General features: G+C 71.2%; 21 protein-coding genes. 14 read left to right on the top strand and 7 right to left on the bottom strand.

Annotated features, from left to right (window positions below; translation table 11 throughout):
* Positions 1 to 8 precede the first annotated feature (8 nt).
* A complete protein-coding gene (locus JKJ07_RS04205; protein WP_202989854.1) occupies positions 9 to 734 on the top strand; it encodes a helix-turn-helix domain-containing protein in 726 nt (241 codons plus the stop codon).
* Positions 735 to 739: 5 nt separating this feature from the next.
* Here JKJ07_RS04205 and JKJ07_RS04210 read toward each other — a convergent pair whose 3' ends face one another.
* The 4 genes from JKJ07_RS04210 to JKJ07_RS04225 form a co-directional block, all read right to left on the bottom strand.
* The gene (locus JKJ07_RS04210) at positions 740 to 1,147 is read right to left on the bottom strand and encodes a RidA family protein (protein WP_202989855.1); all 408 of its coding nucleotides are present in this window, start codon (positions 1,145 to 1,147) and stop codon (positions 740 to 742) included.
* A gap of 79 nt (positions 1,148 to 1,226) precedes the next feature.
* Complete coding sequence (locus JKJ07_RS04215; protein ID WP_202989856.1) at positions 1,227 to 1,832, bottom strand: TetR/AcrR family transcriptional regulator; 606 nt, start codon at positions 1,830 to 1,832, stop codon at positions 1,227 to 1,229.
* 19 nt (positions 1,833 to 1,851) lie between these two features.
* Positions 1,852 to 3,630, bottom strand: a complete 1,779-nt coding sequence (locus JKJ07_RS04220) for a carboxylesterase/lipase family protein (protein WP_202989857.1) — start codon at positions 3,628 to 3,630, stop codon at positions 1,852 to 1,854.
* Between the two features lie 33 nt (positions 3,631 to 3,663).
* Positions 3,664 to 4,962 (bottom strand): cation:proton antiporter, encoded by a 1,299-nt coding sequence (locus tag JKJ07_RS04225; protein WP_236028238.1) that lies wholly within the window; start codon positions 4,960 to 4,962, stop codon positions 3,664 to 3,666.
* A 99-nt stretch (positions 4,963 to 5,061) separates the two neighbouring features.
* Here JKJ07_RS04225 and JKJ07_RS04230 point away from each other — a divergent pair, with 99 nt between their 5' ends.
* The 4 genes from JKJ07_RS04230 to JKJ07_RS04245 all read left to right on the top strand — a co-directional run bounded on the left by JKJ07_RS04230 (position 5,062) and on the right by JKJ07_RS04245 (position 10,328).
* Positions 5,062 to 5,655, top strand: a complete 594-nt coding sequence (locus JKJ07_RS04230; RefSeq protein WP_202989858.1) for a hypothetical protein — start codon at positions 5,062 to 5,064, stop codon at positions 5,653 to 5,655.
* A gap of 72 nt (positions 5,656 to 5,727) precedes the next feature.
* Entirely contained in the window at positions 5,728 to 6,339 is a 612-nt protein-coding gene (locus tag JKJ07_RS52410) for a hypothetical protein (RefSeq protein ID WP_438871352.1), read from the top strand.
* 59 nt (positions 6,340 to 6,398) lie between these two features.
* Positions 6,399 to 7,847: a tetratricopeptide repeat protein gene (locus tag JKJ07_RS04240; RefSeq protein WP_202989859.1), complete on the top strand. Its 1,449-nt coding sequence runs from the start codon at positions 6,399 to 6,401 to the stop codon at positions 7,845 to 7,847.
* 72 nt (positions 7,848 to 7,919) lie between these two features.
* Positions 7,920 to 10,328 carry a hypothetical protein gene (locus JKJ07_RS04245; protein ID WP_202989860.1) on the top strand — a complete coding sequence of 803 codons (2,409 nt, stop codon included), beginning with the start codon at positions 7,920 to 7,922 and terminating at the stop codon, positions 10,326 to 10,328.
* Positions 10,329 to 10,349: 21 nt separating this feature from the next.
* Here JKJ07_RS04245 and JKJ07_RS04250 read toward each other — a convergent pair whose 3' ends face one another.
* A complete protein-coding gene (locus JKJ07_RS04250) occupies positions 10,350 to 11,834 on the bottom strand; it encodes a sigma-70 family RNA polymerase sigma factor (protein ID WP_202989861.1) in 1,485 nt (494 codons plus the stop codon).
* A 315-nt stretch (positions 11,835 to 12,149) separates the two neighbouring features.
* Between JKJ07_RS04250 and JKJ07_RS04255 the strand changes: the two genes are divergently transcribed.
* The 7 genes from JKJ07_RS04255 (at position 12,150) to JKJ07_RS04285 (ending at position 22,064) form a co-directional block, all read left to right on the top strand.
* Positions 12,150 to 13,496: a glycoside hydrolase family 10 protein gene (locus JKJ07_RS04255; RefSeq protein ID WP_202989862.1), complete on the top strand. Its 1,347-nt coding sequence runs from the start codon at positions 12,150 to 12,152 to the stop codon at positions 13,494 to 13,496.
* Between the two features lie 63 nt (positions 13,497 to 13,559).
* Positions 13,560 to 15,509: a family 43 glycosylhydrolase gene (locus JKJ07_RS04260; RefSeq protein ID WP_202989863.1), complete on the top strand. Its 1,950-nt coding sequence runs from the start codon at positions 13,560 to 13,562 to the stop codon at positions 15,507 to 15,509.
* Complete coding sequence (locus JKJ07_RS04265) at positions 15,506 to 17,200, top strand: family 43 glycosylhydrolase (protein ID WP_202989864.1); 1,695 nt, start codon at positions 15,506 to 15,508, stop codon at positions 17,198 to 17,200. Before JKJ07_RS04260 ends, JKJ07_RS04265 begins: the two co-directional genes overlap by 4 nt.
* Before the next feature lie 21 nt (positions 17,201 to 17,221).
* Positions 17,222 to 18,457 carry a cellulose binding domain-containing protein gene (locus JKJ07_RS04270; RefSeq protein ID WP_202989865.1) on the top strand — a complete coding sequence of 412 codons (1,236 nt, stop codon included), beginning with the start codon at positions 17,222 to 17,224 and terminating at the stop codon, positions 18,455 to 18,457.
* The gene (locus JKJ07_RS04275) at positions 18,454 to 20,106 is read left to right on the top strand and encodes a cellulose binding domain-containing protein (RefSeq protein WP_202989866.1); all 1,653 of its coding nucleotides are present in this window, start codon (positions 18,454 to 18,456) and stop codon (positions 20,104 to 20,106) included. Before JKJ07_RS04270 ends, JKJ07_RS04275 begins: the two co-directional genes overlap by 4 nt.
* Positions 20,107 to 20,119: 13 nt before the next feature.
* Positions 20,120 to 21,511, top strand: coding sequence for a non-reducing end alpha-L-arabinofuranosidase family hydrolase (locus JKJ07_RS04280; protein WP_202989867.1), 1,392 nt, complete (start codon positions 20,120 to 20,122; stop codon positions 21,509 to 21,511).
* Between the two features lie 112 nt (positions 21,512 to 21,623).
* Positions 21,624 to 22,064 carry an ATP-binding protein gene (locus tag JKJ07_RS04285; protein ID WP_202989868.1) on the top strand — a complete coding sequence of 147 codons (441 nt, stop codon included), beginning with the start codon at positions 21,624 to 21,626 and terminating at the stop codon, positions 22,062 to 22,064.
* Here JKJ07_RS04285 and JKJ07_RS04290 read toward each other — a convergent pair.
* Both JKJ07_RS04290 and JKJ07_RS04295 read right to left on the bottom strand, forming a co-directional pair.
* Positions 22,059 to 22,733, bottom strand: a complete 675-nt coding sequence (locus JKJ07_RS04290; protein WP_202989869.1) for a class F sortase — start codon at positions 22,731 to 22,733, stop codon at positions 22,059 to 22,061. The two genes, JKJ07_RS04285 and JKJ07_RS04290, sit on opposite strands and share 6 nt — an antisense overlap.
* Positions 22,730 to 23,554 carry a DUF4397 domain-containing protein gene (locus JKJ07_RS04295; RefSeq protein ID WP_202989870.1) on the bottom strand — a complete coding sequence of 275 codons (825 nt, stop codon included), beginning with the start codon at positions 23,552 to 23,554 and terminating at the stop codon, positions 22,730 to 22,732. The genes JKJ07_RS04290 and JKJ07_RS04295 overlap by 4 nt, the downstream gene beginning before the upstream one ends.
* Positions 23,555 to 23,713: 159 nt before the next feature.
* On the opposite strand from JKJ07_RS04295, the gene JKJ07_RS04300 reads away from it, so the two are divergent.
* Positions 23,714 to 24,292 carry an RNA polymerase sigma factor gene (locus tag JKJ07_RS04300; RefSeq protein WP_202989871.1) on the top strand — a complete coding sequence of 193 codons (579 nt, stop codon included), beginning with the start codon at positions 23,714 to 23,716 and terminating at the stop codon, positions 24,290 to 24,292.
* A complete protein-coding gene (locus tag JKJ07_RS04305) occupies positions 24,246 to 24,959 on the top strand; it encodes an anti-sigma factor (RefSeq protein ID WP_202989872.1) in 714 nt (237 codons plus the stop codon). Before JKJ07_RS04300 ends, JKJ07_RS04305 begins: the two co-directional genes overlap by 47 nt.
* Positions 24,960 to 25,036: the final 77 nt, after the last annotated feature.

Consider the following 25,036-nt stretch of genomic DNA (forward strand, 5'->3'; position numbering starts at 1 on the left):
GGGAAGCAGTGGCGTGGAGCACGCGAGAGCTCGCGGAACTCACCGGCACGACAGTGAACACCATCCGGCACTATCACCGGCTCGGCCTGCTTCCGGAGCCCGAACGCCGGTACAACGGCTACAAGAAGTACGGGATCCAGGATCTGGTCCGCCTGCTGCGCATCCGGCGGCTCACCGACCTGGGTGTCCCGCTGGCCCGGATCGGCGCGGACGGCGGCCCCGACCCCGAGGTGCTGCGCAAGGCCGACGAGCACCTCGCGGCCGACATCGAACGCCTGGTCAAGGCCCGCTCCGACATCGCGGCCATCCTGCGCGACGGCGCCCCGGCCGACACCCCCGCCGGCTTCGAGTCCGTGGCCTCCCGGCTCTCCGCGGCCGACAGCTCGCTCATCCACATCTATCGGCAGCTCTACGACGAGAAGGCCATGACGGACCTTCGACGCATGGTGGAGACCGCCGACGACCCGGTCAACCAGGAGTTCGACACGCTGCCCGCCGACGCCGACGAGACGACCCGGCGGGACATCGCCGAGCGGCTCGCGCCGGTGCTGGTGCGGCATCTCGTCGAATATCCGTGGCTCAACGACCCTGGACCTCACCTGTACAAGAGCGAGCAGGAAACGCGGCAGACGTTCCTCGACGCCGTGGCCGGCCTCTACAACGCCGCCCAGCTCGACGTGGTCGGCCGCGCCGCCGTCCTCGCCCAGGAGCACCTGCGGCGCGAGCAGACCTGAACGCCTCAGCCGAGAACCGCGGTGGCTTCGATCTCCACGACGAAATCCGGCGTGAACAGGGCGGCCACGCCGATGATGGACAGGGGCGGCATCGGGGCGGGCAGGCCCTCGCTCTCCTGCGCCCGGGCGATGCCGGCGAGCACCTCGTTCCACATCTCCGGCACCCAGCCGACGATGTAGAAGGTCAGCCGGGCCAGGTCGCCGACGTCGCCGCCCGCGCCCCGGACGCCGATGACGATGTTGCGCAGCGCGGCGTGGACCTGACCGGCCAGGTCCGGCGCCGCGGGCTTGAAGTCCGGGGTGACGCCGGCCTGCCCGGCCAGCAGGACCAGCCGGGAACCGGTTCCCACCGCGACCGGCGAGTAGTCGGTCTGCTCGAGCATCCCGTCGGGGTGCATCAGCTCCACGGTCATGCGATCTTCCCGTCCCTCGTCCGACGCCTGTATCGGCGAGTGAAGACCGTGTTCCCGGAACACAGTCAAGGACGGGGGCTCACGGCTGCCAGTGGCGCATCGTCTCGTCGACGACCTCGTCGAGCTCGGCGCGGCCGAGACCGTTGGCGGCCTGCACGGAGAGGCCGAACGCCACCGTCATGACGTATCGGGCCAGCCGCCGCGGATCGGCGCCGGGCGGCAGGTCGCCCTCGTCGGCGGCCCGGCCGAAGCGCTCCTCGAGCCGGTCGGCGGCGTCGTTGCGCCACTGCACCAGCAGGTCATACGCGGGACGGCTCTCGTCGCTGCACGCGAGCGCGCCCTGCACCGTCAGGCAGCCGGCGAAATCCGGGGGCGAGGTCGACGTGCGAGCGGCCCCGCGCAGGATCGCCTCGACGACGGCCCGCGCGGCCGGCAGCGCCAGAGCCGCGTCCACATAGCCGGCCGGGCCCTCCGCGTACCGGCGCAGGGCCTTGAGGAACAGCTGCTCCTTGTTGCCGAAGGCCGCGTACATGCTCGTCTTGGTGATGCCCATGGCGCCGGTCAGGTCGACCAGGCTCGCGCCCTCGTAGCCCCGGCGCCAGAACACCAGCATGGCGCGCTCCAGCGCCACGTCGACGTCGAAGCCGCGGGGCCGGCCGATGGCGGCGCGGCGGGGACCACTCATGGCACCACGCTATCCCCGGTCAGGCGATCGGCCCCTCGTACGCCATCCAGAAGTCGACGGCGGCCGCCCGCGGACGCGGCACCAGGGCGGTCTCGGTGCCGAACTCCATCGCCTGCTCGGGTGCCTGTTTCACGGTGGGCCAGGCGGGCAGGCCGGGCCCGTTCGGGTCCCCCCGGCGGACGAAATTGAGCCAGTACGCGCTCATGGTGTCGCGCAGCCGGAAGTCGGCCGGCTCGTAGTCGGGATCGCCGTCGCGGCCCAGGTTGTCGTACGCGTACATCACCTCCGCCCCGTGATAGGCGCCGAACTTCTCGAGGCCGTCCTCCGGCGGCGTACGGGTGAAGAAGTAGAGGTAGGACGTCGGCTGCAGCCGGGCCCAGCGATGCATGGCGCGGGTCATGACCCGATCGGTGTCGGCGCGCAGGCGCGAGGCGAGCACCTGCTCCGGCGTACCACCCGGGTAGAGGCTGAGGAATTGGCCGGCCTTGACGCCGTACGTCTCCCGCACTGTCTTCTCGTACGCGGTGACGTCCGTCTCGGGTGGGCTGGCCAGGGCGAGCGAGGCCTCGTCGGCGTTGCTGCCGACCAGGATGGGCACGTCGAGCTGGTCGCCGGCCGCGTAGATCCGCGCCGGTGGCCGGCTCAGCACGAGCCCGTCGATCGACGGCCGCCAGTGCGATCCGAGGGCCTCGGCCGCCTCGCGGATCCGCTCGACCGGCATGGCCCGCATCTGCTCGATCGTCGCCCCGCCCAGTCGCTCGCTGAGCCGGCGCCCGGCCTGCTCGGCCACGGCCCGGGTGTCGCTCTGATCGCCGGCGGCGGTGTCGCCGGTGGTGCCCATGCAGGCGCCGCTGCCCGCGATGATGCCGTGCACGAGCCCCTCGGCCAGCGGCGTGGCGCCCAGGTGGCAGACGCTCTCGCCGCCGGCCGACTCCCCCGCCACCGTGACCCGACCGGGATCGCCGCCGAACGCCGCGATGTTGTCCCGGATCCAGCGCAGGGCGGCCAGCTGATCCAAGATTCCGTAAGTGCCCGAGGCATTCTGCCCCGACTCCGCGGCGAGGTCCGGATGGGACAGGAAGCCGAGCACGCCCAGGCGGTAGTTCAGGGTGACGGTGATGATGTCGCCCCGGGCCGCCAAGCCCGCCCCGTCATAGAGCGGCAGGGCGCCGGAGCCGGTCGCGAAGCCACCACCCGGCACGTACACCAGCACCGGCCGTTTCGCCGCCCCGCTCGTGCTCCGCCAGATGTTCAGGGTGAGGCTGTCCTCGCTGGTCGGATAGGGGTTGAGGAAGGTCTCCTCGAGCGGGATGTCGACGATCCGGGCCAGGGCCCGGGTGCGGAACGTGGACGTGTTCTGCACGGGCACTGCGGAGAACCGGTCGGCGGCGAAGACCTCGGTGCGCCGCGACGGGGGCTGCGGCGCGCGCCAGCGCAGGTCGCCGACCGGTGGCCGCGCGTACGGGATTCCGGCGAAGACCTCGACCGTACGGTCGTCGCCGGTGACGCCGGTGACGGGCCCCTCGCGGGTGCTGACCGGCGCGGTCGGGCGCGGTTCCTCGCCGCCGGCCGCGCGGGTCCGTGGCGGCGGGTAGGCGAGGACGGCCGTGGCCGCGACCAGGGTGCCCGCCAGCAGCCAGGCCGCGGCCCGGACCAGCCACCGCCGCGGCCGCCACCGCCGCGCGGCCACGCCCAGCCCGGCCAGCAGGGTCACCACCAGGGCCCACCCCCACCACGGGCTGTGGTTGAGCCAGAGCAGGCCGGACGCGATCGCGGCGACCGGAATCAGCGGAAGCATCGGTGCAGTCGACATCGTGTCCCCGCCACACAGTCAAGACGCTTTCGCCGCGGGCTCCTCCTGACCCGTACGCTCGTTGGCCCGGTCGAGCCGCCACATGACCGGCGTGGCCGCGACGCCGTGCAGCACCACCGAGACCAGCACCACGAAGGCGATCGTCGCCCACACCAGGTCCGCGCCGGGGAAGTCGGCCTGGGTCAGCGCGTAGGACAGGTAATAGAACGACCCGATCCCGCGAATACCGAACGCCGCGATCACCCAGTGCTCGGTACGGCGTCCCGGCGCGCCCCGCAACGACAGGAAGCCGGACACCGGCCGTACGAGGAAAATGAGGGCCAGACCGGCGAGCGCGGCCGGCCAGGTGAGCGGCTCGAGCAGGCCGCCCACCACGGCCCCGCCGAACAGGAGCAGCAACAGGACGGTCAGCAACCGCTCGGTCTGCTCGGCGAAATCGTGCAGCACCTGGTGATACTCGTGCGAGCGCTCGGCGGCCCGGATCGCGCGGGCGGCCACGAACACGGCCAGGAACCCGTAGCCCTGCGCGATCTCGGCCAGGCCGTACGCGAGGAAGGTCGCGGCCAGGGCGAGGAAGCCCTCGGAGTGGTGGGCCAGGCGCAGGGCGGCCAGGCGGGCCCGGAAGAACAACCGGCCGAGCAGCTTGCCGGCGACCAGCCCGGCCACGACCCCCACGACGACCTTGTAGATCAGGTCGTGCCAGGCCCAGTCGCCGACCCAGCCGAGCCCGGCCGCGCCCGCCATCGCGATCGCCGCGTACACGAAGGGAAAGGCCAGGCCGTCGTTGAGCCCGGCCTCCGAGGTGAGCGCGAACCGCACCTCGTCCTCCGAGTCCTCCTCGTCGGTCGGCTCGCCCACCTGCACGTCCGAGGCCAGCACGGGGTCGGTCGGGGCGAGCGCCGCGCCCAGCAGCAGCGCGGTGGCCGGCACCAGCCCGGCCCACCACCAGCCCAGGAACGCCATCACCGCGATCGTCACCGGCATCGCCACCACGAGCAGCCGCCACGTCGACCGCCAGCCGGCCCGGCTGAACGGCCGGTCGATCTTCAGCCCGGCCCCCATCAGCGCGACGATGACCCCGACCTCGGTCAGATGCTCCGTGATCTTGGGATGGGCCAGCGGGTCGACGCCGGGCAGGCCGAGCGGCAGGCCGAAGAGCACCATGCCGAGGCCGACGAAGACGATCGGCATCGACAGCGGCCGCCGCTCAAGCACGCGCGGCAGGATGCCGGCCAGCAGGGCGCCGACACCGAGAACCGCAAAGATCACATCCGAGGTCTGCACAGGTCGTGACTGCCCGGCGGGGTAACGATGCATGCAGCATTTGTCACGCGATTGTCATGCTCTTTCGGCTGACAAAAGCCAAAAATGCCCCGAAACAGCGTCGTTCCGGTTGGGCCGCCCGTTGAGACCACCATGGCAAAGCTAGTGAACTTCTTCCGTACCGCGGCGATGGTGAGCCTGACCCTCACCGCGATCTCCCTCCCGGTCGCCGGCGGGTCCGCCTCCGCGGCGCCCGTCGCCCCGCCCGCTCCCCAGGCGGTGGTGAAAGCCCCGCTGCTCAGCCCCGCGGCCAAGATGCAGATGCGCCGTGACCGCACCACCGTCTGCGTCAACGCGCACGTGCAGAACGTCGGCTGGCAGGGCTGGCGGTGCTCCACCAACCGCAAGCCCGCGATCGCCGGCACCGTCGGCCGGTCGCTGCGCCTCGAGGCGCTGGCCATCTCGACCATGCGCCCCGGCGGCGTGTGCGCCCAGGCCCACGTGCAGGACCAGGGCTGGCAGCGCAGCAAGTGCACCGGCCGGGCCGGCAACGTGGCCATCGGCACCCAGGGCCGCTCGCTGCGCATGGAGGCGCTGCGGCTGAGCACCCGCACGCCGCTCTGCGCCCAGGCCCACGTGGCCACCGTCGGCTGGCAGAAGCTGGAGTGCTCCCGGCGCGCCGGGCAGATCCAGGTCGGCACCGTCGGCCGCTCCCTGAGCATCGAGGCGCTGCGCGTCCTCGCCTGACATCTCCCGCCTATCGCCCGGCCTGTCCATCTCCGTGGACAGGCCGGGTACGGGCCGGTGTGCACTGAAAACATGATCGACCGCGCCGGGCTCGCCGACCTCCTTCGCCGCCGCCGGGAGCTGCTGCGCCCGGCCGACGCCGGACTGACCGGCTCGGCGCGGCGGCGCACCCCCGGCCTGCGCCGCGAGGAGGTGGCGCAGCTGGCGAACATCTCCACCAACTACTACGCCCGGCTGGGACAGTGCCGCGGCGCGAAATTCGGCCGCACAGGTCGGCACGCTCGACGCGCTGCTCTCGAACCCGACGCCGTCGCCCTGGCCACCTCCGCGAAGCTCGCCGCCGGGGTGCGTTACTCCACCTCGAAGCTGTGCACCGTGATGTACGCGTACGAGCTGCACCGCCGCCTGCGCGCCTCCGGCAGCACGGTCTCGTCCATCGCCTACGACCCGGACGCCGTGCCCGAGACCGGCTTCCTGCGCAGCATGCCTCGCCCGGTCCAACGCCTCTCCACCAGCGCCGCCATGAAATGGTTCTCCCGGCGCATCGGCATCACCACCTCCGACGTCGCCTTCTCCGGCGCCTCGCTGGCCGCCCTCGCCGTCGCCCCCGAACACGCGCAGGCCTCCGGCCAGTACTTCCAGGCCCACGACGAAACGCTCACGGCAGTACGCGCCGTCGGCTGAGTGAGCTCAAGGCTGGTGACCTGGAGGTCCGTGCCTGCATCGCGCTGAGCTACGTCGAGTTGTCAGCCCCCGAGGCGTCGACTTTCCGGCGGCTCGGGGTGGTGCCGGGCCGGGACTTCGACCTGAGGGTCGCCGAGTCGGTCAGCGACCTGAGCCCCGACGACACCCGTACGTCGGTCGACGCGCTGGTCGATGCTCAACTGCTGGATCTCGTGCTCGGCGAGCGGTTCCGGTTCCACGACCTGATCCGGATCTTTGCGCACGAGCGCTTCCGTGCGGACGAGTCCGAGACAGGACGGCAGTCCGCGGCCCGCGGACTGGTCGCCGGCTACGCGTCCCGGGTGCGGTCCGCAGGTGACACGCTCAGTCATGGGCAACCGGCGACCGGCAACGAGATCTCGGCCGCGCCGGGTCGTCAGGTGACCAGTGGCGTAGTCACCGAGGCAGCCACCTGGATGGCGGCGGAACACCGCAACCTCACCGCGGCCGCCCGCCTCGCCCGCGAAGTCGGACCGAGCCCCACCCTCGATCTAGTCCTGCCGCTGTTGCCCGCGCTCCTGCTCACCAGCGGGCACGCCGCCGAGATCGATGAGCTGGCACAGCTCGCCGAGTCCGCCGCCGAGCAACTCAACCGATCCGCCGACGTCACAACCGCGCAGATCTACCGGGCTCAGGCCGCGCGCCGCCGTGGCCGGGCCAGGATCGCCGTGCCGCTGCTCGGGCAGGCCGCGGGCCAGGCGCTCGCCTCCCAGGACTTCCGCTCGGCGGGACAGGCCCTGCGTGTGCTCTGCGAGGTGCATCGGGAGAACGCCGACACCGATCGAGCCGCGGAGAGCGCCGTCCATGCGATCGACGCGTTCACCCGCGCCGGTGATCCGGCGGCTGCGGCCGGGCTCCTTCTCGAACTGGCGATCCTGCTGAAGGACAGACGTCGCCTGGACGAGGCGGCCGGCCTGATCGAGGTCGCAATCGAGCAGCGGGAGCGATACGCAACCGGTGACGCACCGAGCCACCGGTCGTTGGCCTGGGCTCACGAGAACTACGGCGCGATTCTCAAACGCCTCGGTCGCCTCGATGACGCGCTCCGCGAGCACGGGATCAGCAGCAGGCTGTTCCGCGAGGTCGGCCAGGCGCAGGGTCTGGCCTACAGCGCCCGCAATCTCGGCGATCTGGCCCGGCTCCAGCAACGGCACGACGACGCCATGCGGCTCTACCGGGAGAGCCTCGTCCTGTTCCGAGAAATCGGCGACGCACGTGGGCAGGCCCAGGCAACGGCGTCGATGGCCCTCGCAGCCGCCCATCTACGTGACTGGCCGACGGTCGTCGCCACCGCGTGGAGGTGGGCGGCGGGCCCGGTGCCGATCCGGGACAAGATCGCGACGCTGCAGCGGTACGCCACGCTGAGCAGGGAACAGTCGCGCGGCGACAGCCCTGCTCCGGGAGCCGTCCCACTTCCGCCCGATGTGGAGAGATATCTCGCGACGCTCAGCATCGCCGGTCCCCGGTAGGCCCGGGGCGCGTTGCGTCAGATCTTGTACGCCGTGGGACGTTCGGCGGCGGGTCCGGGTGAGCATCGGGGCATGCGCGAGGTGCTGGAGATCCGGGTGCACGGTGTGGCCAACACGTCGCCCGAGGCGATGTTGCGGGAGCGTGGGAGCGCGGATCCCGAGGTGCGGTTGTGTGCCGGGGATGAGCAGACCGGGTTCTATCGGCGGCGGGGCGACCGCGACGACGCCACGGTGGTCACGGAGGCGTACAGCTGGGGTCAGCTCACCTCGGGGTCGCGGGCCAAGAAGGACGTGCAGCGCGCCGGGTGGGCTTTGTTGTTGCCGTTCGCGCTGGTGAACGTGGCGTTGTGGGCGCGGCCGGACGTGTCGCGGTCGCGGCGGGCGCGGACTGCGGCCTATCTCGTACGGCTGTTGGCCGTGAGCCTGACCGTGGCGATGACGACCGCCGCGGCCGAGATGGCGATGGACGAGTTCGGGTGGCAGTGCCGCGACGGATGCCCCCGCGGCGTTCCTGGTACGGCGCTGCTCAGGGAGAACGAGTTCTGGCATTCCGGGCTGCGGCCGGTCGGGTTTCTGATGCTCGTCCCGGCGCTCGCGGCCACGGTCGTCTGGTTGCTGGCCCGGCGGTCCTTCTCCTACGAGGCCGAGATCCCGGCGACACCGCCGACCCCGGCCGAGCCTGCTTCGCCGTTGGAGCGGCGGTTCTTCTGGTCGGGCGACACGCAGGTCCGCCGGCTGGCCAAGCTGCATCTGGCCGCGGGGCTGGCCACCCCGGCCGGGCTCGGCACGCTCGCCGCGTGGAAGCTCGACGGGCCCGACCCGTTCGGTGTTGCCGCGGCCACGCTCACCCTGGTCACGTTCGCGGTCATTCTGTACGCCCTGGCCGAGCGCGAGATCTGGGTCAGGCAACCGGCGGTGGGCGGCGGGGCCGACGGTACGGTCGCCATCGTCACCGCGCTCCTCGCGTTCGTCGGCGCCGCTCTCTATCTCGTCGTGCCGGCCCGCGCCCACCTGCCCGGGCCGCCGGCGCCGCTGACCGGGTTCGGCGCCGTGGCCCAGGGCCTGTTCATCGGGCAGTTCGCCGTCGTGCTCCTGCTCGGCGCCCTGGTCAACAACCTGCTCCGCGGGGTGGCGGTGGTCCTGCTGGTCGCCACCGGCGTCACGCTCGGCGCCACCGGCACGGCTGACGACTGGAGCCCGCGCCGAGTCTTCCTCGCGGTCCTGCTGCTGACCACGCTGACCGCCGCGGTGGCCCTGATCGGCCGCTTCGACCGCGATCGGGAGTTCAACCGTCCGCTGTGGGCCGGCCGGTCCTCGGCGTTCTTCGGCGGTCTCGGCGTGCTCGCGGGCACGTTCTACTCCGCGGCGGGGACGTTCTGGCTGGCCGAATGGCTCAACGGGAGTCAGCGGGTGACCCGCGACGACAGTCAGGTGCACATTCCGGTTTCGCTGCTGTGGACCGCGGCCGGGTTGTTCACCTTCGCGCTGCCGCTGGTCGTGGCCGCGGGGCTGGCCACCCTTTCGGTGAACCGGCTCCGCCGTACGGCGCAGGAAGGTCTTCTGACGACGCTGCCGGACGCGCCGGGCAATGCTCACAAGCGGCGCCGGGCCTTGGATGTGGCGGCCGCGATCGCCACCAACCGGTTCATCGGCGAGAAGACCCCGATGTTCGTGGGCTGGCTGGGGGCCGTCCTGGTGCTGTGGTCGGTCGTCGGCGTGGCCGGTTCGGCGACCGGGCTGACCCCCGCCGAGCTGATCACCGACTCCGGCGTGCGACCGATTCTCGAGTGGTTCACCGACGCCGGCAGCGTGCTGACCGGCCTGCTGATGCTCGTCCTGGCCGCGGTGGTCGGCCTGGCCTACCGCAGGCCCGGCCCCCGCCGCACGCTCGGCGTGATCTGGGACCTGGCCACGTTCTGGCCGCGCGGCGCACACCCGTTCGCCCCACCCTCGTACGGGGAAAGGGTTGTGCCCCAACTGCTGACCCGCATTTGCGGAACCCCCGGACGCGCCGTCGTCCTCGCCGGGCACAGTCAGGGCTCGCTGCTGGTCGCCGCCACCGTCTTCCAACTGCCCCGCGACCGGCAGCGGGAGGTCTATCTGCTCACCTTCGGCAGCCAACTGACCCGCCTGTACGGCCGCTTGTTCCCGGCCTTCTTCGGCCCGGCCGCGCGGCACCGGCTGGCCGACGTCCTGCGCGACGACCCGGCCCACGTCCGCTGGCGCAACCTGTACCGCGAGACCGACTACCTCGGCTGGCCGATCGGCACGCCGGCCGGCCTCGACGTGCCCGTGCAGGACCCGGAGGGCCTGGCCCCGACGGGCGGCGAGGTGCTGGACCCACCGATCCGGCGGCACAGCGACTATCCGTGCTCGCTCGCCTATCAGCATGCGCGGCGGACCGCCGTACGGGCGCTCTGGGCCGAGCCGAACGGGCTGCCCGCGTCGCAACGCGTCAGTCAGCCGGCGGTGGACGGGTGAAGAAGGAGGCCCGGCACTGCCCTACGGCCGAGTGACGGCGAAGGTCGATTCTTCGACGTACGCGTCGCCGGCCTGTTCGGGGTCCAGCCACAGCTCGTCGCCTCGCAGATGCATCATCCGGTCCGGATAGTTCAGCGAGACCAGCCGTACGGTGCCGGGTTGGGGGCCGGGGCGGGGGCAGAAGGTGGCGTCGCGGCGGAACAGGTCGCGGTTCTCGTCGGTGTTGAGCAGGATCCGGAACGAGGCGTGCCGCACGTAGCGGCCGTCGGCCGAGCGCATCGACAGGCAGTCCGGGTCGGCGATGCCCGGGATCACCGTGATCACCGTGGCCGGCCCTCCGGACGTCGCGACCAGCCTCTCGCCGTTCAGGGTGACCACGCTGTCCGGGCGGGCGACCGGCCGCAGGACCGCGGACCCGAGCGCGACGAGCCGCGCCGGGCGGGACGGAGCCGCGCGAGACGAAGCCGTACGGGTGGGGGTGGGGTCCGCGGCGGAGCGGGACGCGACCGGGGCCGGCGCCGGCGCGACGGCGCCGCCGCGGGACTCCGGCCGCGTCAGATAGACGCCGCCGGACACCGTCGCGGTGACCAGCACCGCGGCCGCCACTTTGACGCCGACCGCCTGCCCCAGCCAGCCCACGGCCGAGCCGGCCCCGGCGATCGAACCACCCACGGCCGAGCCGGCCCCGGCGGTCGCACCACCCACGGCAGCGCCCATCGCCACCGGCAGCGGCACCGCGGCCGCCCCGGCCACCAGTCGTTCGAGCGGGAGCAGCTCAGGCCCGGCGGCCCCGCAGACGCCGCAGTCGCGCAGGTGGCGGGCCAGCCGTTTGCGCCACCGCGGGCCGGGCACGCCGTCCCAGCCGTCCAGCACCTCGTCCAGGCGAGGGCAGCGGGGCCGCGCCTCGAGCGCGACGACCAGGTGCCGGCACAGCTCGAGCTGCCGGCGCATCCGCTGGATGCGGACCCGCGCGTGCGCCGCGTTCACCCCCAGCGCGGCCACGACGCCGGCCCGGTCGAGCTCGCCGAGCACCTCGTGCCACCACAGCGCGGCCAGCCGCTGGTCGTCCGGGTCGAGCCAGCGCGTGGCCTCGGCCACCTGCCGGCGCTGCGCGGACAGTTCCAGCCGGAGCGCGGTGACGCCCGCGAACTCGGCGCCCGGGTCGGCGATCTGCTCGGCGTCGGTCAGCGCGGCCGCCCGTTCCCGCTCCACCTGCCAGATCCGCAGCCGCCCGCTGACCTGGTGCATGGCGATGGCGACGAGCCACGAGCGGAAGCTTTCCGGCGCGCGCAGGCCCGGCAGATCGCGGTGCGCCCGCAGCACCGTCTCCTGCACCACGTCGTCGACGTCGGCGTGCCCGCCCAGCGCGCGGCCGACGATCCGGTACAGCAGCGGAAGATGGGCCGTGATCAGGGCGTCCGCGGCGAGCCGATCACCGGAGCGGGCCGCCCGCACCAGAACGGCCGGATTTTCTGTTACGGCGTCGCCCCGGCCGGAGCCTTCCATACGGGCATGGCGCCCGGCTCCGCTGCTGTCCGCCACCCACGCCTCCACATTGCCGCCTTCGATGAATGCGCATCGATGATATCGACGACGGCCACGAAATTACATTAGTGTCGGCCCCGAGCGAATGGACGTCTCAATTGTTTTTGCGTCCGAAAACGTGCTGAAAAAGTGTTACGCCGCCCGCCGGAATTGAGTCGCGGGCACTTCGCCTTGAGTGCCCGGAAACATCCTGGCAACATCCCTTATTGAGCTGGGAGCGCTCCCAATCCCCGTTTGCGCTCCCGCTTCCCGTCCCCCGCAGAAAGGCCGTCCCTGATGAGTCCCCGCATTACTCGCCGCCGCCTGGTGCTGGCCGCGGCGGCCGCGAGCACGGTGATCGCCGCGAGCGTCGCCGTGATCGGCACCGCCGAGGCCGCCAGCACGCTCGGCGCCTCGGCGGCCCAGTCCGGCCGCTATTTCGGCGCCGCGATCGCGGCCGGCCGGCTCGGCGATTCCACCTATACCCGCATCCTCAACACGGAATTCAACTCCGTCACGCCGGAGAACGAGATGAAGTGGGACGCGACCGAGCCGCAGCAGGGCCGGTTCAGTTTCACCAACGGCGACCGCATTCTCAACCAGGGGCTGTCCAACGGCTCCAAGGTGCGCGGCCACGCGCTGCTCTGGCACGCCCAGCAGCCCGGGTGGGCCCAGTCGCTGTCCGGCACCGCCCTGCGCAATGCCGCGATCAACCACGTGACCCAGGTCGCCGCCCACTACAAGGGCAAGATCTACGCCTGGGACGTCGTCAACGAGGCGTTCGCCGACGGCGGCTCGGGGGCCCGCCGCGACTCCAACCTGCAGCGCACCGGCAACGACTGGATCGAGGCCGCCTTCCGCGCCGCGCGCGCCGCCGACCCCGCGGCCAAGCTCTGCTACAACGACTACAACACCGACGGCATCAACGCGAAGTCGACGGGCATCTACAACATGGTCCGCGACTTCAAGTCCCGGGGCGTCCCGATCGACTGCGTCGGCTTCCAGTCCCACCTGGGCACCGGCATCGACTCGTCGTATCAGGCCAACCTGCAGCGCTTCGCCGACCTGGGCGTCGACGTGCAGATCACCGAGCTCGACGTCGCCCAGGGTGGCAACCAGGCGAACATCTACGCCACCGTCACCAAGGCGTGCCTGGCCGTGTCCCGCTGCACCGGCATCACCGTGTGGGGCATCCGGGACACCGACTCGTGGCGCGGAGGCGAGAACCCGCTGCTGTTCGACGGCTCCGGCAACAAGAAGGCCGCGTACACCTCGGTGCTCAACGCCCTCAACGCCGGCGGGACCACCACGCCGCCGACCACCACCCCGCCCACCACGAACCCGCCGACCGGCGGCGCCTGCAGCGCCACCGTCACGCTCAACTCGTGGAACGGCGGCTACGTCGCCAACGTCCGGGTCACCGCGGGCTCGGCCGCCGTCAACGGCTGGACTGTGACCACGACCCTGCCGTCCGGCAGCGCGATCACCGGCGTCTGGAGCGCGACCAACACCGGCACGTCGGGCGCGGTCAGCTTCCGTAACGTCGCCTACAACGGGCAGGTCCCGGCCGGCGGCTCCACCGAATTCGGTTTCCAGGGCACCGGCACGGGCCCCGGCACCAGCCTGGCCTGCGCCGCCGCCTGACCCTCAGCCTCCCGCCGGCCCGGGGTGGCCGGGCCGGCGGGACCTCCACGCCCAGGAGTCGAAATGCCCCGTACGCGTCCCTGGATCTCGGCGGGCCTCGCGGTCGCCGTCGGCCTCGCCGGAATTGCCGTCACCACCAGCGCCCAGGCCGCCGCGGGCTGCCGGGTCACCTATGCGATCACCAATCAGTGGCAGGGCGGGTTCGGCGCCGCCGTGACCATCGACAACCTCGGCGACCCGCTCACCGGCTGGCGGCTCGGCTGGTCGTTCACCGCCGGGCAGAGCATCACCCAGCTGTGGAACGGCTCGGTCAGCCAGTCCGGCGCCGAGGTCACCGTCACCAACGCCGCCTACAACGGCAACCTGCCCACCGGGGGCAGCGCCTCCTTCGGATTCAACGCGTCGTCCGGCTCGAGCAACCCGGTCCCGGCGAGCTTCACCCTCAACGGCGTCGTCTGCACCGGTGCCACGACGCCGACGGCGACACCGACCCCGACGTCGTCCGGCCCGTCGGCCCCCAGCACGTTCACTAACCCGGTCGTGTGGCAGGACTTCGCCGACGGCGACATCATCCGGGTCGGTGACGCGTACTACTACTCCGCCTCGACCATGCACTACTCCCCCGGCGCGCCCGTGCTGCGCTCGTACGACCTGGTCAACTGGGAGTACGCGGGCCACTCGGTGCCCCGGCTCGACTTCGACTCCGGTGCCTACGACCTGTCCGGCGGCCGGGCGTACGTCAAGGGCATCTGGGCCTCGGCCTTCAACTACCGCCCGGCCACCAGCACCTACTACTGGCTGGGCTGCACCGAGTTCAACCGCACGTACGTCTACACGTCGGCCGACGCCGGCAGCGGCTGGGCCAAGAAGGCACGGCTCAACAAGTGCTATTACGACGCCGGGCTGCTGTTCGACAACAACACCCCGTACGTGGCTTATGGCAACGGCACCATCAGCGTCGCGCAGCTCTCGGCTGACCTGACCTCCGAGGTCCGTTCGCAGACCGTCTACACCACGCCGTCGAGCATCGGCACGCTCGAGGGCTCGCGGATGTACAAGCGCGGCAACTACTACTACATCTGGCTCACCCGCCCCGCCAACGGCCAGTACGTGCTCCGCTCGACCAGCCCGTGGGGCCCGTACGAGCAACGCCAGGTGCTCCTCGACCTGCCCGGCCCGATCTCCGGCGGCGGCGTGCCGCACCAGGGCGGTCTCGTGCAGACCCAGAACGGCGACTGGTGGTACATGGCCTTCACCGACGCCTATCCCGGCGGCCGCATGCCCACGCTCGCCCCGATCACGTGGAGCGGCGACGGCTGGCCCGTGCTGCAGACCGTCAACGGCCGCTGGGGCGCGAGCTACCCGCGACCCAACCTGCCGTGGCACCCGGTGGCCCCGATGACCGGCAGCGACTCGTTCACGAGCAGCACGCTCGGCCCGCAGTACGAGTGGAACCACAACCCGGACACATCGAAGTTCAGTGTGGGCAACGGATTGCGGCTGTCCACCGCGACAGTCACCAACGACCTCTACAACGCCCGCAACACGTTGACCCGCCGCGTTCAAGGCCCGTCGTCGACGGCGACCGTCCAGCTCGACTACTCGGCGATGGCCGACGGCGACCGTACGGGCCTGGCCATGCTGCGCGACCGCTCGGCGTGGATCGGCGTCCGCAAGGACAACGGCACCACCCGGGTCTCGATGACCGACGGGCTGACCATGTCGACCAGCGGGTGGGCGACGACCGGAACCGGCAGCGAGCGAGCCGGCGCATCCGTCAGCGGCGGGCGCATCTGGTTGCGGGTCAGCGCCGACATCCGGCCCGGCTCCGGGCGTACGGCGACGTTCTCGTACAGCACTGACGGCACCACGTTCACCAACCTGGGCCCGGCCTTCACGCTCAACAACGACTGGCAGTTCTTCATGGGCTACCGCTTCGGCCTGTTCAACCACGCCACCCGGGCCCTGGGCGGCTCGGTCACCGTCAACCAGTTCGGGGTGAGCACACCATGACCAAAGCCCGCAGCCTGATCGCCCTGTGCGCGCTGCTCCTGGCGGTTCTCGCCGTGCCCGGCCCGGCACGCGCCGACAACCCGATCGTCCAGACCATCTACACCGCCGACCCTGCTCCCCTGGTGCACGACGGCCGCGTCTACCTCTACACCGGTCGTGACGAGGACGGCTCGACCTACTTCACCATGAAGGAGTGGCGGGTCTGGTCGTCCGCCGACATGGTCAACTGGACCGACCACGGCTCGCCGCTCAACCTGGCCAGTTTCAGCTGGGCGAGCGACAACGCCTGGGCCGGGCAGGCCGTCGAGCGCAACGGCAAGTTCTACTGGTACGTCCCGATGAAGGTGCGCGCCACCGGGCGGATGGCCATCGGCGTCGCCGTCGCCGACAGCCCCACCGGCCCGTTCCGCGACGCGCTGGGCCGCCCGCTGGCCGACACCAACGAGATCGATCCGACCGTCTTCATCGACGACGACGGCCAGGCCTATCTCTACTGGGGCAACCCGAACCTGTGGTACGTCAAGCTCAACCCCGACATGATCTCGTTCAGCGGCAGCCCGGCCAAGATTCCGCTGACCACCGCGGGTTTCGGCACCCGCACGGGCGACGCCAACCGGCCCACCCTGTACGAGGAGGGGCCGTGGGTCTACAAACGCGGCGGCCTCTACTACCTCGTCTACGCCGCGAAGTGCTGCTCGGAATTCATTGCCTACTCCACCGCCCCGGGACCGCTCGGGCCCTGGACCTATCGCGGCACCGTCATGCCCACCCAGGGCAGCAGTTTCACCAACCATCCGGGCCTGATCGACTTCGCCGGCGGCTCGTATTTCTTCTACCACAACGGTGCCCTGCCCGGCGGTGGCGGTTATACGCGCTCGGTCGCTGTGGAGAAGTTCAGCTACCGCTCCGACGGCACCCTCCCGACGATCACCATGACCACGGCCGGCGCCCCGCAGGTCGGCCCCCTCGACCCGTACACCCGGCAGGAAGCCGAGACGATCGCCACCGAGTCCGGCGTCGAGACCGAGGCGCTGAGTACCGGCGGGCGCAGCGTGAGCTTCATCGACAACGGCGACTGGATCAAGGTCAAAGGCGTTGCTTTCGGTACGGGGGCCTCGAGCTTCACGGCCCGCGTCGCGTCAGCCACCAGCGGGGGCCGCATCGAACTGCGGCTCGGCAGCAGCACCGGCACCCTGGCCGGCACGTGCACCGTGCCCGGCACCGGCGGCTGGCAGACCTTCACCGACGTCACCTGCCCGGTGACCGCCTCCGGCACGCAGGATCTGTATCTGCGGTTCACCGGGGGCAGCGGCAGCCTCTTCAACGTCGACCGCTGGCAGTTCACCCGGGCCGGCACCTCGACACCGCCGCCGACCACCACTCCCCCGCCTGCCGGTTCGGGCTGCACGGCCGCATTCCGCGTCACCGGCACCTGGAGCGGTGGGTTCCAGGCGGAGGTCACGGTGACCGCGGGTTCTGGCGCGGTCACCGGCTGGCGGGTCGGTTGGACCCTCGCGTCCGGGCAGACCGTGAGCCAAGTCTGGAACGGCTCGCTGACCACCAGCGGCACGAGCGTGACGGTCGGCAACGCCTCGTACAACGGCGGCCTCGCCCCCGGCGCCTCGGCCACCTTCGGCCTGCTGGCCACGGGCAGCCCTTCGACGCCGGCGCTGAGCTGCGCCACCGCCTGACACGACGACAAGGAGGAAGTCATGCGACACCTCGGCCCTCGCAAAGCCGCGGCCCTGGCCGCCGTGCTGGCCGCCACGGGCATCGCCGTCGCGACCGGCCCCGCGCAGGCAGCAACCGGATGTTCGGTCCGGTACACCGTGACCTCGCAGTGGCAGGGCGGATTCGGCGCTGAAGTCGCCGTGACCAACCTGGGCGACCCCGTCACCGGGTGGACGCTGACCTGGGCGTACGGCTCGGGTCAGCAGGTCACCCAGGCCTGGAACGCGACCGTGACCCAGAGCGGCTCGCAGGTCAGCGCCCGCAACGCGAGCTACAACGGCACGATCGCCACCGGAGCCACCGTCTCCTTGGGCTTCAACGGCTCGTGGACCGGCAGCAACCCGGTGCCGACCGGCTTCGCCGTCAACGGCGTCGTCTGTGGAGGCGACACTCTCCCGACGACCCCGCCCCCGGGCAACCCAGGCTGCGGACGGGCTCCCACGCTGGCCGACGGCACCCACACGATCCAGAGCGGCGGCAAGAGCCGGAGCTTCATCCTGCGCCTGCCCCGCGGGTACGACAGCACCAACCCGTACCGGATCATCTTCGCCTTCCACTGGCGGGGCGGGTCGGCCACCGACGTCAGCTCGGGCGGGACCAGCGGCGCCGCCTGGTCCTACTACGGCCAGCAGGAGCAGTCGGACAACACCGCGATCCTGGTCGCGCCGCAGGGCCTCAACGCCGGCTGGGCCAACAGCGGTGGCGAGGACGTGACGTTCGTCGACGACATGATCCGGCGCATCGAGAGCGACCTGTGCGTCGACCCGAGGCTGCGGTTCGCGACCGGGTTCAGCTACGGCGGCGGGATGAGCTACGCCCTGGCCTGCGCCCGGCCGAATGTCTTCCGGGCGGTCGCCGTGTTCTCCGGCGCCCAGATCAGCGGCTGCAGCGGCGGCAGCCAGCCCGTCGCCTACCTCGGCATTCACGGGATCAGCGACAACGTGCTGCCGATCGCGCAGGGCCGGGCGTTGCGCGACAAGTTCGTCGCCACCAACGGCTGCACCCCGCAGAACCCCCGGGAGCCGGCCGCCGGCAGCCGGACCCACATCACCACCGCGTACGCCGGATGCCGGGCCGGCTATCCGGTCGTCTGGGCCGCGTTCGACGGCGGCCACCTGCCCGGTCACGTGGACGGCTCGACCGCCGAGAGCGGCGTCACGACGTGGACCAAGGGCGAGGTCTGGAAGTTCTTCGCACAATTCCAGGGGGAACGATGAGAACGAGAGTCGCCACCGGCGTCCTGCTGGCCTCGGCCGCCGTTTTCGTGGCGTTGCCGGCCGAGGCGTCAGCCGCGGGCTGCTCGGTCAAGTACGCCGTGTCGTCGCAGTGGCAAGGCGGGTTCAACGCCGACGTCGCCGTGACCAACCTCGGCGATCCGCTCACGAGCTGGGCCGTGACGTGGACGTACGGCGCCGGCCAGACCGTCACCCAGGCGTGGAACGCGACAGTCACCCAGTCCGGCTCGGCCGTCACGGCGCGCAACGTGGGTTACAACGGCTCGATCGGCACAGCGTCGTTCGGCTTCACCGGCGCCTGGACCGGCAGCAACCCCGCGCCGACGGCTTTCGCGCTCAACGGGGTGGCCTGCACCGGCGGTACGGCACCGGGCACGACGCCACCCACCAGCTCACCCCCGGCCGCGGCCGACATCACCGTGGACGGCGCGACGAAGTACCAGACGGTCGACGGCTTCGGCGCCGCCGTATCGATCTGGGGCGGTGCCTGGTCGACGGCGGAGACACAGACCCTCGTCGGGCTCGGTGCGGGGCAGCTGGGCCTGTCGATCGTACGGACGGGAATTTCGCCTGTCTCCGGTGAATGGCCGGCCCAGGTCAACGCGCTGAAGACGGCCAAGTCGTACGGCTCCGGGGTGAAGATCCTCGCCTCGCCGTGGACGGCCCCGGCCGCGTGGAAGACCAACAACAGCCGGATCAACGGCGGCAAGCTCAAGACCGACTACTACGACGACTACGCCAACCACCTCAACAGCTACGTGCAGTACATGCGGGGCCAGGGGGTGCCGATCGACGTCACGTCGGTGCAGAACGAGCCGGACTGGCACCCCGACTACGACTCGATGGACTGGAGCGGCACCGAGCTGCGCACCTTCGTCCGCGACCAGGGCGCCAAGGTGCAGAACACGAAGCTCATGGTGGCCGAGGCGGTGAACCTCAACTACGGCTACACCGATCCGACCCTCAACGACGCGAGCGCCCGCAACAACATCGGCTACATCGGCGGGCACCTGTACGGCACCGAGGACTCCGGCCGGCTCAAGCCGTACGCGCTGGCCGAGCAGAACAACAAGCCGGTGTGGATGACCGAGTGGAACTTCCACGAGGCCGACGGCAACGGCTCGAACATCTGGGGCAACCCGAGCAATCAGGCCGTCTGGGACGAGACGCTCGACGACATCATGCGCACGGTCCACAAGTCGATGGAGTCGAACTGGAACGCCTACGTCTGGTGGTACGGCAAGCGCTACTACTCGTTCATCGGTGACGGCGAGACCGCGTACGGCACCACGGCCGGGGTTCCGCTCAAGCGGGGCTACGCGTTCTCGCAGTTCGCCAAGTACGTGCGCCCCGGCTACCAGCGGGTCGCCCTGACCAAGAGCACCAAGGCGAACCCGCTCGAGGTGACCGCCTACTCCGGCGGCGGCAAGACGACCCTCGTGGTGCTCAACCGGTCCACCTCGGCCGTCAGCAATGCCGTGCTGCAGGCGCCGCAGAGCATCACCCGGGCCGAGCACTACCTGACCTCCCGTACGGACAACGCCGTGGCCCTGCCGACCAGCGTCAACGGCTCTCAGGTCACCGTCTCCGTCCCCGCCCGCAGCATCTCCACGGTCGTGCTGACCCACTAGGAAAGGACCCCCGATGCACCACAGGAACAGAACGGCCGGCCTCACCGCGGCCGGTATCGGCTTGCTGGCCGCGGCCGGCGCGTTCGTGGCGTTGCCCGCCGACGCCGCCGCGGCGGGCTGCTCGGTCAGCTACGCCGTGTCGTCGCAGTGGCAGGGCGGCTTCAACGCCGACGTGTCGATCACCAATCTGGGCGACCCGTTGAGCAGCTGGGCGCTGACCTGGTCGTACGGGTCCGGGCAGTCGGTGTCGCAGGCCTGGAACGCCACGGTGACCCAGTCCGGCTCCGCCGTGACCGCCCGCAACGTGGGCTACAACGGCTCGGTGGCGACCGGCGGCCAGGCGTCGTTCGGCTTCACCGGCACGTGGACCTCCAGCAATCCCGTGCCCTCGGGCTTCGCCCTCAACGGCGTCACCTGTACGGGCGGCACCACCACGCCGCCCACCACTCCACCGACCACCCCGCCCACGACGACACCGCCGCCGGCCACGTGCTCGCTGCCGTCGTCGTACCGCTGGAGCTCGACCGGCCCGCTGGCCCAGCCGAAGTCCGGCTGGGCCTCCCTCAAGGACTTCACCATCGCCCCCTACCAGGGCAAGCAGCTCGTCTACGCCACCACCCACAGCAGCAGCGCCACCGGCGGCTGGGGCTCGATGAACTTCGGCCTCGTCGACAACCTCAACCAGCTCGGCTCGGCCACCCAGAACACCATGAACCAGGGCACCGTCGCGCCGTCGCTGTTCTACTTCGCGCCCAAGAACATCTGGGTCCTGGCCCACCAGTGGGGTCCGACCTCGTTCTCCTACCGCACCTCGGCCAACCCGGCCGATGCCAATGGCTGGTCGGCCGCGCAAACGCTGTCCACCGCGAAGATCACCGACTCCGGCACCGGCGTGATCGACCAGACGATCATCGGTGACGACCAGAACATGTACCTGTTCTTCGCCGGTGACAACGGCAAGATCTACCGCCAGATCATGCCGATCGGCAACTTCCCCGGCAGCTTCGGCGCCAACTACACCACCATCATGAGCGACACCACGGAGAACATCTTCGAGGCGCCGCAGGTCTACAAGGTGCAAGGCAGCAACCAGTACCTGATGATCATCGAGGCCCGGACCAGCTCGTGGGAACGCTACTTCCGCTCGTTCACCGCGACCAGCCTCGGCGGCACCTGGACCCCGAACGCCGCCACCTACAACAACCCGTTCGCGGGCAAGGCCAACAGCGGCGCCACCTGGACCAACGACATCAGCCACGGCGAGCTGCTGCGCACCAGCGCCGACCAGACCAACACCATCGACCCCTGCAACCTGCAGCTGCTCTACCAGGGCCGCTCCCCCAGCTCGGGCGGCGATTACGGCCTGCTCCCTTACCGGCCCGGCCTTCTGACCCGCCAGCGCTGACCGGAACCGGGCACGGCCGTCGCGATCGTGGGTCGCGGCGGCCATGCCCGGCCAGGATGAATTCGCTCGGAAGGAGGACTGAACCTCTGCCGGGAGGGGCAAGGTTGCTCCCATGGATCAGCAGCTCGTCACCTCGCCGCCGCCGCCCGATGCTACCGAGCTGCATGTTTGGGTCCTCAACAGCAGCACCGAGCTGAAGCATTTGCGGGCGGCGCTGCGTGAGGCCCTGGCCCGGCAGGAGCTCACCCTGGACGACCACGGTTCGGAGATCACCGACCGGATGGTGCTGGTCGCGACCGAGCTGGCCACCAACGCCATCAAGCACGGCCGGCCGCCGACCGAGATCCGCCTCATGCGTACGGAGGAGCAGTTCATCCTCGACGTCGCCGACCGTGACCTGTCGACCGTTCCGGAGCTGGCCCACACCCGCCCGATCGACGCCGGCGGGCGCGGGCTGTTCCTCGCCATGAACATGTCGCTGCAGGTCGGCTGGTATGCCGGCGCGAGCACCAAACACATCTGGGCGGCCTTCGCCGCGCGGCCCGGGTCATGAACGAGCCGTGGCCGTGATGACGACGTTGTCGCGGTAGTGCCCCGTCTTCGTGTCGAACGGCCCGCCGCAGGTGATCAGGGTGAGCCGGACGGCGCCGTCGCGGGCGAAGTACTTCTCCAGCGGGATGGCCGTCTTGCGGTAGCGCTCACGGGCGACGACCTCGAAGGCCCGCTCCTTGCCGTCCGCGCCGGTCAGCGTCACGGGTTCGCCCGCTTTCAGGGCGCCGAGCCGGAAGAACGCCCCTTTGCCCTCGGCCGCGCTGTCCACGTGCCCGGCGATGACGATGGAGCCGGCCCGCGCCGAGAACCCGGGCCCGTACCGATACCAGCCGACCTGGTCGACGCTGGGCGGGACGGCGAAGTCGCCGGTGGCCGCGTCGATGCCCACCGCGTCGACCGTCGCGTCGAGCTGGAGAGCGGGAATGCGCAGCCGGGCCGGCTCGTCGCCGGCGTCGGCCTGGGGCGGCTTCCCGTCCTGGATCGGCACGCGGAGCGCGGGCGGGGCCGAGGACGCGAGCGTGGTCACCGCGGGGGCGCCGAAGTCGTCCGCCGGCTGTGACTGGCAGGCGACAGCCCCGGCCGTGACCGCCAGACCCAGGCCCAGGCTCAGCAGCGTGAGGGGCAGGGCGCGCCCCGGACGGGTCCGGGGCGCGCCGCGACGCGAGCTCATCGACGACCGGTGACCAGGCGGGTCAGGCCGAACAGGGCCAGCAGGATGCCGGCCGCGCCGACGCCGTACCAGGGCAGCGAGCCGTTGCCGTCGGCCTGGCCGCCGTCGCCGCTGGGCACGCCGCCGGGAGCGGAGTGCAGCCCGGTGATCGTCTGCGACACGATGTCGAGGGTCTTGTCCTCGGCCGAGCCCACCGCGTACACGATCGTGGCGGTGCCCTCCTTCAGGTCGAGGTCGGCCGGGCCGAGCACCCGGGTGTCGCTGCCGGCCAGCACCACGTCGGCCGAGACGGTGCCCGCGTCCAGGTCCGCCTTGCCCTCCTTGCCGTTGGTGACGCCCTCGAACACCGGCTTGCCGCCGGCCCGGATGTCGACGGCCGGGGCGGCCGCGGCGTGCCTGACGGTCAGCCGGGCCTTGCCCGCGGCCAGCTTGGCGGTGTCGTTGGCGAACGGGGTCAGCGCGGGCTTGCCGTCGGCGGTCAGGTGCGCGACCAGGCTGATGTTGGCGTCGCCGGGCACCTCGGCGTTGTCGACCTTGAGCAGGGCGCTGCCGATGGCGTCACCGGGCTTGGTCAGGGCGATGTCGTACTGGCCCGCGGGCAGGCTCAGCGGGCCGGCGACCTTGCCCGGCTGGAAGTCGGGGATGGTCTTCTTGCCGTTGACGTAGACGTCCACCGCCTGGCCGGGAATGCCGTGCACGACCGTGACCTGCGAGTTGGCCTTCGCGTAGGCCGGTGACGAACCGAGCGCGGCGGCGGCACCAAAGCTGAGCAGGGCAACCGCGCCGATCGCGGCCGCGCGGCGGAAGGGCAGAATGCGCATCGGATCTCCTGGAGGTGATCGTCGTTGATTCCTGACGACCGGTCCTTCGTCGCGCCGGCGCCCGGTGGATGCAGGTAAAACTAAATTTCTCCGGGTGCATCCGCGGAGGGCTCGGCGAACGAATCACCGGAGGAATCACTGTGCGCGGGAGGGAGGTCGATGAGCTCCGACGACGAGCTCGCCGAGCGGTTACGCGCCGGCGACGAGAAGGCTCTGCGGGTGGCGTACGAGCGACACGGCTCGGCTGTGCTCTATCTGGCTCAACGGGTGGTGGGCAACCGGGCCGACGCCGAGGACATCACGCAGGTGACGTTTGTGGCCGCGTGGTCGGGCCGGGACGGCTTCGATCCGCAACGCGGCACGATGCTGGCCTGGCTGCTCGGGATCGCACGGCGCAAAGCCGTGGACCGGCTGCGGTCGGTGGCACGGGACCAGCGGGCGACCGAGACCGTGCAGGCGCAACAGACGGCGCCGCCCGCCGAGGAGACACCGGAACGCATAGTCGACCGGCTCGTGGTCGCCGACGAGCTGGGCCGATTGCCCGAGGAGCAGCGACGCACACTGGAACTGGCGTTCTTCGACGATCTCACTCATCCCCAGATAGCGACCGTCACCGGGCTGCCCCTGGGCACGGTCAAGAGCCATATCCGCCGGGGAATGGCCAACCTGCGACGCCGTTGGGAGGTGGACGGTGCACCATCTGGATCCCGATCGGCTGGTCCTTCTCGCGCTCTCTGAGGAGATCGAGGAGCTGAACGAATCCGATCACCTGGCGCAGTGCGAGGGCTGCCGGCAGGAGATACAAGACCTGCGCCACGTCGCCGAGCTCGGCTCGCAGGCGCAGGAGCTGCGCGAGCTGCCGGACCCGCCGGCGCACGTCTGGCAGGCCATCGAGGCCGGCATCGCCGCGGCGCCGGCGCCGGTCGCGCCGGTGATCGACATGGCCGGACGGCGGGAGCGCCGCCAGCGGTCCCGGTGGTTGCTGCCGGCGGTCGCCGCGGCCGCGGCCGCGGTGCTGGCGGTGGCGGGCACGGTGGCCGTCGACCGGTTCACCAACCGCGCGCCGGCCGAGCCGGTGACGGCCCGCGCGACGCTGGAGCCGTTGAAGGCGGCTCCGCCCAACGCGGGCGGTGACGTACGGGTGCTGGACGACGGCCGGATGCGGGTCGACGTGCGCAACTTGCCGCTGACCACCGGCTTCCACGAGGTGTGGCTGCTCGACCCGGACGAGCCGGGCAAGATGGTGGCGGTGGGCAGCCTGTCCGACAAGCCGGACGCGGTGCTGCCGGTGCCGCCGGGCACCGACCTGAACCGGTATCGCCTGGTCGACATCAGCGACGAACCGCACGACGGCGACGCCACGCATTCGGGTCGCAGCCTGCTGCGCGGAACTCTCACGTATTAGGTGCATCCAACCGGCACCGTCCGGGCGAAGTACGGGGTGGTGGCACCGCAGCCACCATCCCGTACCCGGAAAGGACG

The sequence above is a fragment of the Paractinoplanes lichenicola genome (genome assembly GCF_016785085.1).
Classification (GTDB): domain Bacteria; phylum Actinomycetota; class Actinomycetes; order Mycobacteriales; family Micromonosporaceae; genus Actinoplanes; species Actinoplanes lichenicola.

What these genes read in the sequence shown, in the direction of transcription:
- JKJ07_RS04210 (WP_202989855.1), bottom strand. Translation starts at nt 1,147, where the DNA reads ATGACCGTGGAGCTGATGCACCCCGACGGGATGCTCGAGCAGACCGAC.
- JKJ07_RS04215 (WP_202989856.1), bottom strand. Translation starts at nt 1,832, where the DNA reads ATGAGTGGTCCCCGCCGCGCCGCCATCGGCCGGCCCCGCGGCTTCGAC.
- JKJ07_RS04220 (WP_202989857.1), bottom strand. Translation starts at nt 3,630, where the DNA reads ATGCTTCCGCTGATTCCGGTCGCCGCGATCGCGTCCGGCCTGCTCTGG.
- JKJ07_RS04225 (WP_236028238.1), bottom strand. Translation starts at nt 4,962, where the DNA reads ATGCATCGTTACCCCGCCGGGCAGTCACGACCTGTGCAGACCTCGGAT.
- JKJ07_RS04230 (WP_202989858.1), top strand. Translation starts at nt 5,062, where the DNA reads ATGGCAAAGCTAGTGAACTTCTTCCGTACCGCGGCGATGGTGAGCCTG.
- JKJ07_RS52410 (WP_438871352.1), top strand. Translation starts at nt 5,728, where the DNA reads ATGATCGACCGCGCCGGGCTCGCCGACCTCCTTCGCCGCCGCCGGGAG.
- JKJ07_RS04245 (WP_202989860.1), top strand. Translation starts at nt 7,920, where the DNA reads ATGCGCGAGGTGCTGGAGATCCGGGTGCACGGTGTGGCCAACACGTCG.
- JKJ07_RS04250 (WP_202989861.1), bottom strand. Translation starts at nt 11,834, where the DNA reads ATGGAAGGCTCCGGCCGGGGCGACGCCGTAACAGAAAATCCGGCCGTT.
- JKJ07_RS04255 (WP_202989862.1), top strand. Translation starts at nt 12,150, where the DNA reads ATGAGTCCCCGCATTACTCGCCGCCGCCTGGTGCTGGCCGCGGCGGCC.
- JKJ07_RS04260 (WP_202989863.1), top strand. Translation starts at nt 13,560, where the DNA reads ATGCCCCGTACGCGTCCCTGGATCTCGGCGGGCCTCGCGGTCGCCGTC.
- JKJ07_RS04265 (WP_202989864.1), top strand. Translation starts at nt 15,506, where the DNA reads ATGACCAAAGCCCGCAGCCTGATCGCCCTGTGCGCGCTGCTCCTGGCG.
- JKJ07_RS04270 (WP_202989865.1), top strand. Translation starts at nt 17,222, where the DNA reads ATGCGACACCTCGGCCCTCGCAAAGCCGCGGCCCTGGCCGCCGTGCTG.
- JKJ07_RS04275 (WP_202989866.1), top strand. Translation starts at nt 18,454, where the DNA reads ATGAGAACGAGAGTCGCCACCGGCGTCCTGCTGGCCTCGGCCGCCGTT.
- JKJ07_RS04280 (WP_202989867.1), top strand. Translation starts at nt 20,120, where the DNA reads ATGCACCACAGGAACAGAACGGCCGGCCTCACCGCGGCCGGTATCGGC.
- JKJ07_RS04285 (WP_202989868.1), top strand. Translation starts at nt 21,624, where the DNA reads ATGGATCAGCAGCTCGTCACCTCGCCGCCGCCGCCCGATGCTACCGAG.
- JKJ07_RS04290 (WP_202989869.1), bottom strand. Translation starts at nt 22,733, where the DNA reads ATGAGCTCGCGTCGCGGCGCGCCCCGGACCCGTCCGGGGCGCGCCCTG.
- JKJ07_RS04295 (WP_202989870.1), bottom strand. Translation starts at nt 23,554, where the DNA reads ATGCGCATTCTGCCCTTCCGCCGCGCGGCCGCGATCGGCGCGGTTGCC.
- JKJ07_RS04300 (WP_202989871.1), top strand. Translation starts at nt 23,714, where the DNA reads ATGAGCTCCGACGACGAGCTCGCCGAGCGGTTACGCGCCGGCGACGAG.